The sequence below is a fragment of the Streptosporangium longisporum genome, from assembly GCF_039534895.1.
In the GTDB taxonomy this organism is placed as follows: domain Bacteria; phylum Actinomycetota; class Actinomycetes; order Streptosporangiales; family Streptosporangiaceae; genus Streptosporangium; species Streptosporangium longisporum.
Map to the genome: position 1 here is coordinate 617,561 of NZ_BAAAWD010000007.1, position 14,233 is coordinate 631,793.

The following is a 14,233-nucleotide window of genomic DNA, read 5'->3' on the forward strand; positions in this document are numbered from 1 at the left end:
GTGACGGGGACTCGTGACGGGTCCCGCGACGGGGACTCGTGACGGGGAGTCGTGACGGGGTCCCGCGGTGAGGTTCCGGTGTGACGCCGAGGGCCCCGGCCCCCGCCCTCGCGGGCAGGGCCGGGGCCCTCGGTCGTGGAAGGGACGCGGAACGGGTCAGGGTGCCGTGAACCCCGCGGTGTACGCGCCGCTACCGGTCGCGCTGACCACCCGGTAGCGGTAGAACCCGGGGGTGCCGGTGTAGGCGAGCCTCTCGTCCGGGCCGGGACCGTCCGAGGAGGCGACGACCTGCCAGGCGGAACCGCTCCACTTCTGCAGGTACAGGTCGAAGTCCGCGCCGTTGGGGCCGTCCACGCAGCCGGAGTGGACGCCCCTGACCCTCGCCGGATAGTAGGCGTTCCTCGGCAGGTAGGCGGACTGGCGAACGCCCAGGGTGCCGGTGGGGGTGCTGGCGTACCCCGTGCATGCGGTCACGACCGGAGGCGCGGGCGGCGGGGTGCCACCGCCCGCGGCACCGGTGGTCTTCAGGGTCAGCCCGTAGGTGGTGAGGATCTCGGTGATCGGCTGGAAGTAGGTCGTGCCCCCCGAGGCGCAGTCGCCCGAGCCTCCGGAGGTGACCCCCTGGGCCTGGTCGATGGCGATGAACGAGCCTCCCGAGTCGCCGGGCTCGGCGCAGACGCTGGTGCGCGTCAGCTCCAGGACGGCGCCCTGGGGGTAGGTGACGCTGGCGTCACGCTGCTGGATGACACCGCAGTGCCATTCGGTGGTGGAGCCCGACCGGCAGACCGAGGCTCCCTCGATGGCGATCCGGGCCCCGGCGACGGGGACGATGCCGCCCTGGCCGTTGTCCACGCCGGCGGTGGCCGCCCAGTTGTTGTTGACCGCGACCCAGGCGTAGTCGCTGCCGGGGAAGGACGATCCCTGGAACACCCCCTGGGCCAGGCGGTTGAAGCCGGTGGTGGCCGCACCCTGGTTGCCGCAGTGGCCGGCGGTGACGAAACCGGTCTGGGCCCCCTTGGTGACCGGGAAGCCGACGGAGCAGCGGCTGGCGGTGCCGACGTAGTAGGCGGTGCCGCCGATCAGGTCGTACAGCGGCAGGGGCGCCTCGCTGGAGGGCAGCACGACCACCGCGTTCTGCTCCACGTCGGAGGCCTGCACGAAGTTCTCGGCGGCCCGGGGTTCGGAGGTCAGCACGACCACCTTGTTCCGCTTGACGTCGACGTAGCGCACGCTGGAGACCGCCGGTTTCGGCGGCAGGGTGACGTCGAGCTTCGCCTTGATGGCGGACAGCTCCGTCAGCGACCGGGGGACGACCTCGGCCTGCGCGCCCGCGGCCACGATCTGGGGGATGTCGGTGGCCTTGGTGCTGGCCACCACCAGGGTGCTCGCGGTCTTGGTCCGCAGCCAGGCGCCGCCGAAGCGGGCACCGAGCCTCCTGCTCATCTGCTCGGCGACCGGGATCAGCCGCGCCTCGTTGACCAGCCGGGCCTCGGCCTCGGCCCGGGTCAGGTCCAGGTCACGCCGGAGGGCGTCCACCAGGCCCGGCGGTGGTTTCACCGCCTTCACGGCGGCAGGAATGGGCGGGGTGCCCGCCACCCGGCCGTCGGCGCCGACGGCGGGTACGGCGGTCAGGGTGAGCGCGGACATCGCCAGGACGCACCCGGCGGTGACGATGTGTCTGCGGGACATGTGGGTCTCTCCTCGACCTCGGCTCCAGAGCTGAGGGGGGAGATCGCCGCATGTCACCGGAGGACCGGATGATGCGGGCAACGCCACCCTAATGCAGCCGTCGCCGATCGATGCCGTGCACGCCACGCGCCACGCGGGGGAATCTGGGACGTGTCGGCCGCAACCGGCCGGGGACGGTTCAGGGGCGGCTCAGGGGCGGCTCAGGGGGCGGTGAACGCCAGGGCGTAGGGGCCGGAGCCGGCCGTGGCGGTCACCCGGAAGCGGTACCGGCCCGGCGTGCCGGTGTAGGCGATCTTCTTGTTCGGGCCGGGACCGTCGGAGGAGGCGACGACCCGCCAGGCGGAGCCGTTCCATCGCAGCAGCTCCAGGTCGAAGTCCGCGCCGGCGGGACCGTTCAGGCAGCCGGAGTGGAGCCCGCCCTGCCTGGCCCGGTAGTAGACGCCCCTCGGCTGGAGGGCGGACTGGCCGACGGCCAGGGTGTCCTGGTAGAGGGAGAGATACCCGACGCAGGCCTCCGGGCTCTGCGCGGGAGCCTCGGTGGGGGCCGCGGTGGTCTTCAGGGTCAGGCCGTAGGCGGTGAGGATCTCGTCGACCGGCTGGAAGTAGGTGACGCCGCCGGCACCGCAGTCGCCCGAGCCCCCGGAGGTGACACCCTGGGCCTGGTCGATGGCGATGAACGCCCCGCCCGAGTCGCCTGGCTCGGCGCAGACGCTGGTGCGCGTCAATCCGAAGACGGTGCCCTGGGGGTAGGTGACGCTGGCGTCGCGCTGCTGGATGAGGCCGCAGTGGAAGTCGCTGGTGGAACCGGACCGGCAGACCGAGGCTCCCTCGATGGCGGCCCTGGCGCCGGTGACGGGCAGGGTGGCGCCCGCGCCGTTGTCCACGGCCGCGGTGGCCGTCCAGCCCGGCTTGGCCGCGACCCAGGCGTGGTCGTCGACGGGAAAGCTGGACGCCTGGAAGACGCCCTGGGCGACGCGGTTGAAGCCACTGGTGACCGCGCCCTTCTTGCCGCAGTGGCCTGCGGTGACGAAACCGGTCTGGGCCCCCTTGGTGACCGAGAAACCGATCGAGCAGCGGCTGGCGACGCCGACGTAGTAGGCGGCGCCGCCGATCAGGTCGTACAGCGGCTGCGGGGCCTCGCTGGAGGGCAGCACGACCACCGCGTTCTGCTCCACGTCGGAGGCCTGCACGAAGTTCTGGGCGGACTGGGGCTCGGAGGTCAGCACGACCACCTTGTTCCGCTTGACGTCGACGTAGCGCACGCTGGAGACCAGCGGTTTCGGCGGCAGCGTGATGTCGAGCTTCGCCTTGATGTCGGCGAGTTGCGTCAGCGACCGGGGGACGACCTCGGCCTGTGCGCCCGCGGCGACGATGGCCGGGATGTCGGCCACGCTGGTGGACGACACCACCAGCGTGTTCGCGGTCTTGGCCCGGAGCCAGGCGCCGCCGAAGCGGGTGCCGAGCATCGTCCTCATCCTCTCCACGATCGGCGCGAGGCGCTTCTCGTTGAGCAACCGCTCCTCGGCCTGTTCCGCGGTCAGGCCCAGGTCACGCTGGAGGGCCTCCAGCATGCCCGGTGGTGCCACGACAGCCGCGGCTCGCACCCTCGCCGTACCTGTCGCGTCCGGGGCGCCGGATGCTCGCGACAGGGGCGACGCGGGATCGGCGGGGACGTCCGGCCGGCGGTCGGCGCCCGCCGGGACGGCGGCGAGGGTGAGAGCGGTGATCGTCAGGACGTATCCCGTGGCGACGGCGTGCTTGCGGGACATGTGGGTCTCTCCTCGATCTCGGCTTCCGGAGCGTTCGAGGGGAGATCGCCTTGTGTCACCGGCGGATGTGCGATGCGGGCGCCACCACCCTAAATCAGCTGACACCGGCCAGGGGAGGAAAGCGGCTCGCCACGCCGACGCGGTCAGCGCTTCGTGGAGAGCCTCAGCACGGCCTTGCTCCCGGAGAGCGACACCAGCCGCACCTTGATGCCGTTGACCGTGCCCGAGCCGCCCATGCCGAACATCGTCTGTCCGCTCACACCGGGCCCGGTGCCCTTCACCCGTATGAAGTTCGAGGTGAAGGAGATCGACAGTCGGGTGACACCGAACCGCGGGTTCACCCGGAACCTCACGGTCTTCCTGATGGTGAGTTTGCAGTTCCCGTCGTAGCAGGCACGCAGGTTCGGGGCGGCCGTCTGCGCGCTCACCCGTACCCGCTCCGGGGACGCCTGCGGTGTGCCGCCGGCGGCCGTCCCACCGTTCACCGTCCCGCCGGACAGGAGGGAGGCGAGCACCAGGAGGGCGGCGGTGGTCTGGGCCATGATCTTCCTTTCGTCGTTCCTCCGCGCGTCACGGCCCGGCGACCGTGTCGCCGCCCGGACTCCGCGGAGGTCGTACGTCGGCATGGAACCTGTTGAACCCGGCGGAATCCATGGAGACCGCCCTTCGCTCACCTTCTAATGATTTTTCGTGTTTTTCCAGATGTGTCATGATGCATTTCTGCGCTTTTCGGCATTTGTCATATATCGGCCGCCGTAGAGGCACCATCACCGTGGAACCGGGACGCAGCGGGGTAGGGTGGAGAGACCGAGGACATCTCGCGCGCCGGCATTCAGGCCGGCGTCGCCCGAGGCGATAGGCAACCCCGGTCCCCACGGGACCGAGACGGGCCGGCCGATCATGGCGCCGAAGCGCTCTCCTCTCCACACGCTCCTCGACGCCGTCGCGAACATCGACCACGGGACCGCCCCGGAGACCGCCCCCGCGACCCCCGCGACCACCACGGGCGCCACGCCCGACGCCGCCTCACCGGCCCGCGTCAGCCTGGACCCCGCCCTCGGCCGCGAGGGAGCCGTGGACGGGGCCTGGTGGCCGCGCTCCAGGGACGCCGCCGCGGAACTGCCCGGCCTCATCGCGGACATCGACCGCCGTCTGGACCGGCCCGTCCTGCGGGTGGGCCTGCCGCTGGACTCCTGGGACGACATCCCGCACCGCATCGCCGCCCCCGGCCGTCAGGTCAAGATCGGCTGGTTCCGCCACATGGACGCCCACGTGGTCACCCTGATCGGCGCGAACATGGAACCCGTCAACCTGCGGGTGATCCCGCCGGACACCGAGGAGGGCGTGGCCGGCGAGGCGCTGACCGCCGCCGCCTCCGGCGCCTGACCCCGACCGGTTCCACGCGTTCCCCGGTCCGGTGAGGGCGTCGGCCTGCCGGGCCTGCTCGCGCTCATCGGTTCCATGCGTTCCCCGGTCCGGTCTCCGTCCGGCCCGCGCCGCCGGCCCTGCCCGGCTCCGGATCCCGGCCCCGCCGTTCCCTCACCAGAGCGTGAGGGAACGCCGCAGGATGCCGGTGACGTCCTCCTCGGTGACCGGCCGGGGTGCGGTGGTCAGCAGCCGCTGCTGCTTCATCGCCCCCTCGGCCAGCGCCGGGACGTCCGCCTCGGTGTAGCCGACACCGCCCACGCCGTTGGGCAGGCCGACGTCCCGCATCAGCCTCGTCAGCACGCCCGGCAGGAACTCGGCCGGGTCGTCGGGCCTGACGGCCGACGGGTCGAGCAGCTCGGCCGCGCGCAGGTGCCGTTCCGGCCGCGCCTCGAAGGTGAACCTGAACGCCTCGGGAGCGGTCAGCGCCACCGCCATGCCGTGCGGCACCATCGGCTCACCGGCCGGGTATCCCGAGGGGTGGAAGTCCCTGACACGCCCGGCGATCGGGTAGGCGTTGGCGTGCGGGATGTGCACCCCCGCGTTGCCGAACCCCAGCCCGGCGAACGTCGCCGCCAGCGCCATCCGCGCCCTCGCGTCCACGTCCTCCCCGTCGCGTACGGCCGTCCTGAAGGAGTGCGCGAGCAACTGCATGGCGCGTTCGGACCACATGTCGGCCACCGGGTTCGCACCGCAGTACGGCACCCGCTCCTCGGGACGCTTGCGCTCGTAGGAGGTGTAGGGCCGGGCCGTGTAGCTCTCCAGGGCGTGGCAGAGGATGTCCATCCCGGAGGCCGCGGTGACCTCGGGGGGCTGGGACATCGTCAGGTCCGGATCGACGACCGCCAGGACCGGGCGGAGCCGGGCGTGGCTGATACCGGTCTTGACCTTCAGGTCGAGCACGTCGAGCACGCAGATCGTGGTGCTCTCCGCGCCGGTGCCGGTGGTCGTGGGCACCGCCACCAGCGGCTTGAGCGGCCGGGAGGGTGCCAGGCCGCCTCCCACCGGGGCGTTGACGTAGTCCATCAGCTCACCGGGATTGGTGACGAGCAGGTTGACCGCCTTGGCCGTGTCGATGCTCGACCCGCCCCCGACGGCGACGAAGGCGTCCCAAGGACCGGAGGCGCGGGCGTGCTCGACGGCCGCGAGCAGGCTCTCGTCCGTCGGCTCGACGCGTACGCCGTCGTACACCGACGCCTCCATGCCGAAGCCCTCGATCTGCTCGGCGATCCGCGCCGGTGCCCCGGTCGCCGCCACCCCGGGGTCGGTGACGACCAGGACGCGGCGGACGCCGTACTGCCCGAGATCGAAGCCGATCTCGGCCGAGGCGCCCGGCCCGAACTTCAGGGCGGGGGCGCCGTAGGTGAAGACGGACTCGGGATTGCCCGGAGCGGTGTACACGCCCGGCTCCTCTCGCTGGTCCTGCCGATGTCACGGGCGACGACCGCCTCGGGGTGTGCCCGCCGCTCACGTCAGCGAGGGTACTTCGTGGTCCTCCGCCCATCGACGCCGGATCCCGGCACGAGCCGGCCGAACGGGGCCGGCGTCCGGAGGCGTCTGGCGTCCGGCGGCATCCGGCGTCCGGCGCGACGGCGTTCAGCGCGATGGCAAGAGGAACGCAAACGGATCGCAAGTCACGATCCCTAGCATCGCCGTCATGACGAGAAGAACGATCACGCTTGCCGCGGCCGTCGCCGCCGGGGCGCTCACCATGACGACCCAGCTCCCCGCGACCGCGTCCGCGACCACCGCGACCGGGTCCACCGCGACCGTCACCTCCGCGTCCGGGTCCACCGCGTCCGGGTCCACCGCGACCGTGACCTCCGTGACCTCCGTGACCTCCGTGACCTCGGCCACCGCGCTGCTGCGCCTGCGCGGCGGGCTGACCCTGGAGATCCCGGCCTCATGGCGGGTGTACGGGACCGCCGACCGGGTCCGGGTGGTGACCGGAGCCTGCGCGCGTCCCGGCGGCGACTTCTTCCAGCCCCGGTGCGACAGCTTCTGGGTCATGGGACCCAAGGCGCTGAAGAACGGGGGAGAGGGACTGCGGCGCTACGACCCCACCCAGGGACCGTTCTTCCCGGCGGGCGACGTACCGCCCTGCCCGACCAACCCCAGGTACGGCCATGTCATCGGCAAGGCGACCACGGTCGGCTACCGCACCGTCGGCGCCGGGCACAGGGCGCACTACCGGGTATGGCCGGGCCGGTGCATCACGTACAACGGCGCCGTGCAGAAGTCGACGTTCGACCAGCGCGAGTGGTACCTGCCGACGTCGAAGATCCTCGTCATCGACAAGTGGTCCACCCCCGGCCTGGACAGGATCCTGAAGAACGCCGTCTGGGCCCGCTGACCCGCGCGTCCCGGAGAACACAGCCCAGGGCCGCTGACCCGAGCGTCTCGGAGAACACCCTCCAGGCCCGCTGACCTGCGGTGCGCTACCCCGTCACCCGGAACCAGACCGACCTGCCCCTCTCGTCACGGTACGACCCCCACCCGGCCGCGACCGCCTCCACCAGCCACAACCCCCGCCCGCCGTCGTCGTCCGTCCCCGGGACGCGCGCGGCGGGCGCGCTCGTGTCCGATCCCTCGTCGGTGACCTCCACGTGGACCGTCCCGGGAAGGCGGGCCACGTACACCGTCACCCTCCCGTCCGCCCCGCGCCCGGAGTCGGAGTGGGTCACCGCGTTCGTGGCCAGCTCGCTGAGCAGGAGCAGCACGTCGTCGAGCACCGGGACCGTGAGCCGCCCGGCCAGCAGGCCGCGCGCCCAGGCCCGCACCTCCGGCACGGCCGCGACCCGGCCGGGGAAGACCTTCCGCCACACGCTGTACGGCCCGTTCGCGCGGCAAGGCCCGTCCGTTTTGTATGCCCCGTCCATGCGGCACGCTCCCGGCAGGGTGTTCCCGTCCTGACATCCGGGCCTTTCCCGAGGCGGTTCCTCCTCCGCCCTCACGCGGTCACCGCCGACATGACGACGTCGGCCGCGTTGTCGGCCTCCGCCCACACCCATTCCCCGCGCCGCCACAGACGGGCCCACCACGGCCGCCAGACGTACGCCCACCCGCAGTACCGCCGGACGACGGTGATCCGGGCCACCGTGCCGGCGGTCGAGTGGATCTCCAGGATCGGCTGCCCGGCCACCGGGAGGACGAGCGAGGTGCGCACCCCGAGACCGTGCAGGTCCCAGCCGAGCCGGGTCAGATGGACGAACCGCGCGCGCCGCTCGACCGCCGTCACGCTCCTGTCCTCCGGACGCTCCCGGCCGGCACGCCCGAGGCGTGAAAGGTCGCCGTTCTGATCGTGCATCGCTCGTTCCCGTCCCTGTTTCAAAGACCATCGGGTGCTTTCTTTTTCGTCCTGCCGAATCGACGTGACGTGTGCTTAGATTGCCCGCATGGCAGGTGAATTCAGGGCCGGATCGGCATCTCGCCGGATGACCCGGAATGACGGGTGAGGGATTCCCCATACCGACACCGGGAATGGCTGAAAAGGCAAAAGTCCGTTTTCTCTGATTCAGGAGGAATGCGATGAGCGAGGACGTCCCCCCGGACCCGGGAACCCCCCGCGCGCTTCGCCGCCGAGATGCGCCGTCTGCGCGAGGCCGCCCAGCTCTCCCAGGCCTCCGTGGCCGCGCGCCTCGGCTGCACCCAGGCCCAGGTGAGCCGCCTGGAGGGCGGCAGCCGGACCCCGTCGAAGTACGACGCGGAACAACTGGACCGCCTCTTCGGCTCAGGCGGCAGCACGCACTTCGCGGACCTGCGCAAACACATCGTCGCCCGCCCCGGAGGCCCGGCCTGGTTCATCGGCTGGGCCGAGGAGGTGGAACCGATCGCCCTCGTCATCCGCTCCTGGGACCCGCTGCTCGTCCCCGGCCTCCTGCAGACGGAGTCCTACGCGCGGCACCTTTTCGCCAACGGCCCCCGAGCCACCCCCGACGAGGTGGAGGAACGTGTGCAGGCCCGCATGCGGCGACAGCGGATCCTCGACAAGGAGGACCCTCCGATGCTCCTGGTCCTCATCGACGAGGGCGTTCTCCGCCGTCGCGTCAACGGCCCCGAGGTGATGCGGGAGCAACTCGGCCACCTGCTGGAGGTGGCCCAACGCCCCTCCGTGACCGTTCAAGTCGTCGACCCGGACTGCACGGCAGGCATGCTCGGCGCTTTCATGATTGCCGAACTCCCGATAGGACAGCCGGACACCATCCACGTGGACTCTTCGGCGGAAGGCTACGTCACTGCTGATCATGATTTAGTGACTTCGATGTGGGAAAGATATGAAGCGATACGACGATGGGCTTACCCTGACCGCATGTCCCTCAAAATGATCGAAGAAGCGAGGCAAGAATGGACCTAAGTGCTGCAGTGTGGCGAAAGTCATCACTGTCTGGAGACAACGGTGGGCAGTGCGTCGAAGTCGCCGCGAACCTGCCCGGCGTTGTGGCGGTCCGCGACAGTAAGGACCCCGGCGGCCCCAGCCTGGTCCTCACCCCTGCCGAGTGGCAGTCCTTCGTCCGTGGCCTCAAGTCGGGCGAGTTCGACCGCCTGACCTGATCGCTCCTGAGAATCCGATGACCGTCGTCTTCTCCTCCGGTTCCGGCCCGGGCGCCGTGACGGTGCCCGCTCGGATGGCGGCCACCGTCGGCGACACCCCGGGCCGTGCACACTCCCACCGGGCGGTCCGCCATGCGTCACGAAGCCACGATCCCCACGTTGCCGCAGTCGGCGAACGGCTGTGACGTCGTCTTCTCGGATACGGCCTATTCCTCCAGCTTGGTGGTCACCTTGCTCGCGGGGGGAGCCTTGATGGAGACCTTCGTTCCCCAGCCGGTGAAGCGGGTGTCGACGGTGATGGTCTTGCCTTCCCAACCCTCACTGTCGAATATGCCCGTCATCAAGTGAGAGGTGGTCAGACGCTGCGGGAGGCCGCTGCGGTTCACGGTGAGCTTGAAGGTCACCACGGTCTTGTCGCTCGACCGAAGCGGCAGGGAGGCCCGGAACCAGGGAGAGACCTTGGCGAGCCTGGCGAAGGTGACCTTGCCGGAATAGCTGCCGCCCGCCCGCTTGGCGCCCTTGAGCAGGGTCGCCACGGTCGCCGGCTCCGCGACGTTCACGAGCTGCCCGAACCAGCCGCCGACGTCGCCGGTCATACCGTCCGGATCCTTGTACCAGCTCTTGCCCTTCGGCATCTTCTCGCGGCTCGACCCGCCCGAGGAGTAGCTCGTGGTGCCGATCCGGATCGTTCGCGCCGGGGCGAAAACGCCCGTGGAACCCGCGCCACCGTCCGCCTCGATGCCCGTCGAGCTGATGTCCGAGGCGACGATCCCGCGCTTGCCGAATTGGAAGGAGCCGGTCCGCCGAAGGAAGGGACTTTTCTCGCCGTCCGAGGTCATGGTGCTGAAGTCGGTGAACTTCACGCCCTTGCCCGTGACGAACTGGCTTTTCAACGCCTTGACCGGGTCCGCGGGAGCGGCCTGGGCAGGGGCCGCGGCCACGACCGTGATGGCGGCGGCCATCGAGATGCCGGCGATTACTCGCTTCATGTGAATTCCTTGGTCACCCGGTATGAAAAGGACATCCTGCCGGACCTTGATCACGACCACATCTCGGGGGTACGCCTGTCCACCGGCCGCCGGGGCACGATGTCCATCGGTCGGCGTTCCGCTTGCTTCCTGCCGCGACCTGCGGAAGGCATCCAGGAGGCACACCGCCTCCTCATCCACCGTGAACGGATGTAAGTTCCCCGCTCACCCGATGTCCGGCCCGACAGGCCCGGATCGCCGGACCGGCCGCCGAGCGGGTCCTGCCGGTGCCCGTCGGGCCGAGAAGGCTCACGTCGTCTCTCCGGTGAGTCCGCTTTCAGCGCGGCGGTGGATCGGAGCGTGGACGGTCGTCGGCGAGGGTGGCCCGGAGCCGGTCGTGTTTGAACTGGTATCTGGCTCCGGCGGTGCGCAGCACATGACGTCGGCGGGCGTCTTCGAGGAACCGCATCCCACGCAGGGGGAACAGCCTCCGCATCCGGAGCTGGGCGAAGAGCAGGCCGGTGCGCCAGATGTCGGAGATCGCCGCGACGGAACCGAGGGCGATCATGATGCCGAACCCGGCGGCGGTGACGATCCCGGCCGTCAGGCCGTGGGTACGGCCGTTCTGGAAGCCCAGCGCCACGCCGATGGGGATCGCGGCGCTGCACGCCACCAGCAGGGCGCGCCGGCGGTCCAGGCGCCAGCGCATGCCGGGAGTGGGCGGGGTGTCGATGTCGGCGATCGGACGGGCCACGCTGACCATGAGCCCGAACCCGAAGGCGGCGATCAGCCCGGCGAACGTTCCGTGCAGTGGTGTCTTGCTCACGCCGTAGGCCAGCCCGATCGGCCCCCCGATGGTCGCGGCGGCCAGCAGATCGGCGCCGCCCGGACGCAGCCTGCCCCACCGGGAGCCGGTGCCGGACGTGGGGCGGACGCGGGTGGCCGCGTGCCCGGCGGCGACCGCCGCGACGATCCCGGAGGCCAGGCCGTACGGGTAGGTGCTCTGGTTGCCCACGGCCATGGTCACCACCATGAAGATCGCCAATCCGGCCGCGGTGTTGAACGCCGGGCGCGGCCGTCGGCGCAGCAGGCGGGCGGGCCGTCCGCCGAAGGCGGTGCCGAGCCTGTCCGTCCAGCCGGGAGGGGGATCGCGCAGCTCGGAGACCAGGCCGGTCAGTAACCCGAAACACCCGCCCATGAGGGCGCCATACCACACGCCGAACGACGTTCCGGTGTCACCGGCGACCGTGTACCGGCCGATCGGGCCGAACACCACGGCGCCGATCCCGCTCATCAGCAGCGTTCCGGCAAGGGCGTTGATCAGGCAGCGCTCCCACATCGGTGCCCAGTGGTGCATCCGCCACCATGCCAGGTCGCCGCGGCCCATCCGGGTGGCCAGGAAGCCGAGCCACCTGCGGGCCTGCTCCGCCGAAGGGCCGGGCCGGTGGGGCGGGTAGGCGGTGGGAACGACGCGATCGAGCAGGTGGTCCTCGGCCTGCTCGCGCGTGGTGAAGTGATCCGGCCGGAGCAGGTCGGCGGCGGCGTGCGGGTCCTCGCGCAGGAGGGTGAGGGTCAGCGGCGTGTCCAGTGCCCGGCTGACCGGGTCGTCGGGGTGCTGCCGGAGCCGGTCGATCAGCCGGCTCATGGGATCGTCATGGGCGGGCGGGTCCGGCCGATGGTCCTGCAGATATCTGATCGCCTGCTCGCCCGCGACCGGCAGGAGCTCCACCGCCGCGGCGCCGTGCAGCGGCCTGGTCTCGGCCTGTACGGCGGTGGTGAAGTCGTCGGTGCGGGCCAGCACCAGCAGCCGGAAGGAACGGCGCTGCCGGTTGATGCGCTGCAACGCCTCCACCTGGCGGGGCCGGTCCATCTCGTCGAAGCCGTCCAGGAGCAGCGAGACCATGCCGTGGCGAACCAGTTCGCCCGCCGCGTCCGGGCCGTATTCGGGCGAGGCGAGGAAGGTGTAGGCGGTGGCGAGTTGCCGGGCGAACCAGTCACCGAGACCGTGACGCCGGGGATCCCAGTCGCAGGCGTTCAGCAGCACCGGAACCGGCGTGCTCATGGCCTGCGGGAGGGGCAGACGGACCCGATGATCCAGCGCCTCCAGCAGTAACAGGATGGCCGTCGCGCTCTTGCCGGTGCCGCGGTGACCCATGACGACGATGCGGCCGGAGCCCAGCCCCGCGTACAGGTCGAACAACCCGGCCAGCTCACCGCCCTCGACCGCCTGTGCCGTCGCCTGCCGGGTGCCGGGCAGCGGCGTGAAGCGGGGCCGCTGCGGATCGTCCAGAGCCACCCGCAACCGGCTGGCGACGGGCCGGGAGGTTCTCACCCAGCGCGGTGGGATCGGCGGCGGGTTGTCCAGTCCGCGATCGGCCGCCTCGTCCTCCCACTGCGCCCGCAGCTTTCTCGCCAGCGCGTTGGCCGCCCTGGCCAGCCGGACGCGATGCTCGCTCTCAGCCGCCGATCCTGAAAGAAGAATGTCGCCCGGATCCGAGCAGCATCGTTCCTGAGTGAAGGGCCGGGGGAGGGCGGTTATCTCCGGACGCCTTTCCTCCGGCAGGCCGGGTTCGGACTCCTCCTTCGTGTCACCTGCCGCGTCCGCCGTTTCATTACTTCCATCGGGTATCGGCTCAGAGACACCGCGCGCGTCCGTGCTGCGAATGGCGGCGTTGACGGTGTCGTACGCCCTGGCTTCGGCGGGCACGGCCCTCCCCGAGCCGGCGGTGGCCGATTCGCGCATCGTCCACGCACGATGAGCGCGACGCGCGAGGTCGAGGAAGGTGGTGTGCTCGCCGTGCTCGACGTCCAGTCCCGCTCGGACGAGCACGGAGGAGATCAATGTCTGGCGCGGGAAATGCCGTTCCTTGCGCCAGTGTCCGACAGTGGAGGGGCTCAGGTCGAGCGCCTTGGCGAGGTCGATGTCCAATGGCTTTCCGTCGCCGTCACGACGGGTCTGCCGTTGTTTCACCTGCTCCGAGCGTCGCGCCGCCTCCTCCACGTACCCGAAGAAGCGGCCGAAGAACTCCGTAATCGTGTCATCTTTTTCGCTCGATGTCCGATTAGTTCCGACCATGCCTCGTTCGACTCCCTGGTTCTCTATGGGCAAGTCAGGACATTTCTCATCCACCGTATCGCGTCCCGGTGCCTCGCCGCTTCTCCCGCAGAACACGTCCGGCCACCGCCCGCAAATGCGATTGCATTTGCAATGCAATCACGTTCGGCCAGGTCACAGGTGTTTCCATTTGCATTTGAGTTGTATTTCGCGAAAGGTCTTTACGATTCGAGCCGGGCGATGATCTCCTTTCTCGGGAAGCAGTCGGACGGCATTCGGCTGAATGGTCCGACCCGGGCGGTCGAAACGCCCGGCCGTCGAGAACGCCGTCCGCGTAGGAACACAAAAGGAGAACTAAAATGCAGAGCACAGGAAAAATCAGATGGGCCGCCGCTTCGGTCGCGACGGTGGCGGCTCTCGCCGGCAGCCTCACGTTGACGGCATCCGCGTCCGCCGAGACCGCCGTCACGCCCGCGGCGAGGACGGCGGTGGCGCTCCAGGCCAAGGTGTCCGCGGTGCCGTGCGGCCTCACCCACTCGACGGGTGACCTGCCCGGCGGCCCCCTGAAGATCGTCTACTACTCGATCCGCAACTGCCACTCCTACACGGTCCAGCGCAAGCTGGACATCGCCGGGACCACGGACGGGTCGTGTCACACCATTCCCGGCGGAGGGACCGTTTCGTCGTCGCGCGTCATCGCGGGCTGGGCGAGCGTCAGAGGGATGAAGGCCTGCTGAGCCCCCGCACCAGGCGCTGAGGGCGTGACTCATCCGCTG

13 protein-coding genes and 2 pseudogenes are annotated in these 14,233 nt (G+C 70.5%); 6 read left to right on the top strand and 9 right to left on the bottom strand.

What is annotated here, in order from left to right:
* Positions 1-156 precede the first annotated feature (156 nt).
* The 3 genes from ABD832_RS15690 to ABD832_RS15700 all read right to left on the bottom strand — a co-directional run bounded on the left by ABD832_RS15690 (position 157) and on the right by ABD832_RS15700 (position 4,000).
* On the bottom strand, positions 157-1,689 hold the full coding sequence (locus ABD832_RS15690) for a S1 family peptidase (protein ID WP_344894983.1): 1,533 nt from the start codon (positions 1,687-1,689) through the stop codon (positions 157-159).
* A 200-nt stretch (positions 1,690-1,889) separates the two neighbouring features.
* Entirely contained in the window at positions 1,890-3,458 is a 1,569-nt protein-coding gene (locus tag ABD832_RS15695; RefSeq protein ID WP_344894986.1) for a S1 family peptidase, read from the bottom strand.
* Positions 3,459-3,601: 143 nt separating this feature from the next.
* Entirely contained in the window at positions 3,602-4,000 is a 399-nt protein-coding gene (locus tag ABD832_RS15700; RefSeq protein ID WP_344894988.1) for a hypothetical protein, read from the bottom strand.
* Positions 4,001-4,358: 358 nt separating this feature from the next.
* Between ABD832_RS15700 and ABD832_RS15705 the strand changes: the two genes are divergently transcribed.
* Positions 4,359-4,844 carry a DUF5994 family protein gene (locus ABD832_RS15705; protein ID WP_344894991.1) on the top strand — a complete coding sequence of 162 codons (486 nt, stop codon included), beginning with the start codon at positions 4,359-4,361 and terminating at the stop codon, positions 4,842-4,844.
* A 153-nt stretch (positions 4,845-4,997) separates the two neighbouring features.
* Here ABD832_RS15705 and ABD832_RS15710 read toward each other — a convergent pair whose 3' ends face one another.
* Positions 4,998-6,284: a hydroxyacid-oxoacid transhydrogenase gene (locus ABD832_RS15710; protein WP_344894994.1), complete on the bottom strand. Its 1,287-nt coding sequence runs from the start codon at positions 6,282-6,284 to the stop codon at positions 4,998-5,000.
* A gap of 256 nt (positions 6,285-6,540) precedes the next feature.
* On the opposite strand from ABD832_RS15710, the gene ABD832_RS15715 reads away from it, so the two are divergent.
* The gene (locus tag ABD832_RS15715; protein ID WP_344894997.1) at positions 6,541-7,236 is read left to right on the top strand and encodes a hypothetical protein; all 696 of its coding nucleotides are present in this window, start codon (positions 6,541-6,543) and stop codon (positions 7,234-7,236) included.
* An 85-nt stretch (positions 7,237-7,321) separates the two neighbouring features.
* Here ABD832_RS15715 and ABD832_RS15720 read toward each other — a convergent pair whose 3' ends face one another.
* Together ABD832_RS15720 and ABD832_RS15725 are read right to left on the bottom strand one after the other, a co-directional pair.
* Complete coding sequence (locus ABD832_RS15720; RefSeq protein WP_344894999.1) at positions 7,322-7,708, bottom strand: ATP-binding protein; 387 nt, start codon at positions 7,706-7,708, stop codon at positions 7,322-7,324.
* Between the two features lie 125 nt (positions 7,709-7,833).
* Positions 7,834-8,121 carry a hypothetical protein gene (locus ABD832_RS15725; RefSeq protein ID WP_344895002.1) on the bottom strand — a complete coding sequence of 96 codons (288 nt, stop codon included), beginning with the start codon at positions 8,119-8,121 and terminating at the stop codon, positions 7,834-7,836.
* A 342-nt stretch (positions 8,122-8,463) separates the two neighbouring features.
* Here ABD832_RS15725 and ABD832_RS15730 point away from each other — a divergent pair.
* The 3 genes and pseudogenes from ABD832_RS15730 to ABD832_RS15740 all read left to right on the top strand — a co-directional run.
* Positions 8,464-8,610: pseudogene (locus ABD832_RS15730) on the top strand (helix-turn-helix domain-containing protein); the annotation flags it as partial.
* A gap of 93 nt (positions 8,611-8,703) precedes the next feature.
* The gene (locus ABD832_RS15735; RefSeq protein ID WP_344895983.1) at positions 8,704-9,237 is read left to right on the top strand and encodes a DUF5753 domain-containing protein; all 534 of its coding nucleotides are present in this window, start codon (positions 8,704-8,706) and stop codon (positions 9,235-9,237) included.
* The gene (locus tag ABD832_RS15740; protein WP_344895004.1) at positions 9,228-9,434 is read left to right on the top strand and encodes a DUF397 domain-containing protein; all 207 of its coding nucleotides are present in this window, start codon (positions 9,228-9,230) and stop codon (positions 9,432-9,434) included. Before ABD832_RS15735 ends, ABD832_RS15740 begins: the two co-directional genes overlap by 10 nt.
* A 206-nt stretch (positions 9,435-9,640) precedes the next feature.
* Here ABD832_RS15740 and ABD832_RS15745 read toward each other — a convergent pair whose 3' ends face one another.
* From ABD832_RS15745 to ABD832_RS15750, 3 genes and pseudogenes are all read right to left on the bottom strand, one after another.
* Positions 9,641-10,423, bottom strand: coding sequence for a hypothetical protein (locus tag ABD832_RS15745; protein ID WP_344895007.1), 783 nt, complete (start codon positions 10,421-10,423; stop codon positions 9,641-9,643).
* 172 nt (positions 10,424-10,595) lie between these two features.
* Positions 10,596-10,718 (bottom strand): annotated as a pseudogene (locus tag ABD832_RS42505) (hypothetical protein); the annotation flags it as partial.
* Positions 10,719-10,739: 21 nt separating this feature from the next.
* Positions 10,740-13,478, bottom strand: coding sequence for an NACHT domain-containing protein (locus ABD832_RS15750; protein ID WP_344895009.1), 2,739 nt, complete (start codon positions 13,476-13,478; stop codon positions 10,740-10,742).
* 338 nt (positions 13,479-13,816) lie between these two features.
* Here ABD832_RS15750 and ABD832_RS15755 point away from each other — a divergent pair, with 338 nt between their 5' ends.
* On the top strand, positions 13,817-14,194 hold the full coding sequence (locus ABD832_RS15755; protein WP_344895012.1) for a hypothetical protein: 378 nt from the start codon (positions 13,817-13,819) through the stop codon (positions 14,192-14,194).
* The last annotated feature ends 39 nt before the right edge of the window (positions 14,195-14,233 follow it).

Bases quoted from the DNA above. Each gene is read 5' to 3' on its own strand.
- ABD832_RS15750 (WP_344895009.1), bottom strand. From the start codon at position 13,478: ATGGTCGGAACTAATCGGACATCGAGCGAAAAAGATGACACGATTACG.
- ABD832_RS15695 (WP_344894986.1), bottom strand. From the start codon at position 3,458: ATGTCCCGCAAGCACGCCGTCGCCACGGGATACGTCCTGACGATCACC.
- ABD832_RS15705 (WP_344894991.1), top strand. From the start codon at position 4,359: ATGGCGCCGAAGCGCTCTCCTCTCCACACGCTCCTCGACGCCGTCGCG.
- ABD832_RS15755 (WP_344895012.1), top strand. From the start codon at position 13,817: ATGCAGAGCACAGGAAAAATCAGATGGGCCGCCGCTTCGGTCGCGACG.
- ABD832_RS15690 (WP_344894983.1), bottom strand. From the start codon at position 1,689: ATGTCCCGCAGACACATCGTCACCGCCGGGTGCGTCCTGGCGATGTCC.
- ABD832_RS15700 (WP_344894988.1), bottom strand. From the start codon at position 4,000: ATGGCCCAGACCACCGCCGCCCTCCTGGTGCTCGCCTCCCTCCTGTCC.
- ABD832_RS15745 (WP_344895007.1), bottom strand. From the start codon at position 10,423: ATGAAGCGAGTAATCGCCGGCATCTCGATGGCCGCCGCCATCACGGTC.
- ABD832_RS15715 (WP_344894997.1), top strand. From the start codon at position 6,541: ATGACGAGAAGAACGATCACGCTTGCCGCGGCCGTCGCCGCCGGGGCG.
- ABD832_RS15740 (WP_344895004.1), top strand. From the start codon at position 9,228: ATGGACCTAAGTGCTGCAGTGTGGCGAAAGTCATCACTGTCTGGAGAC.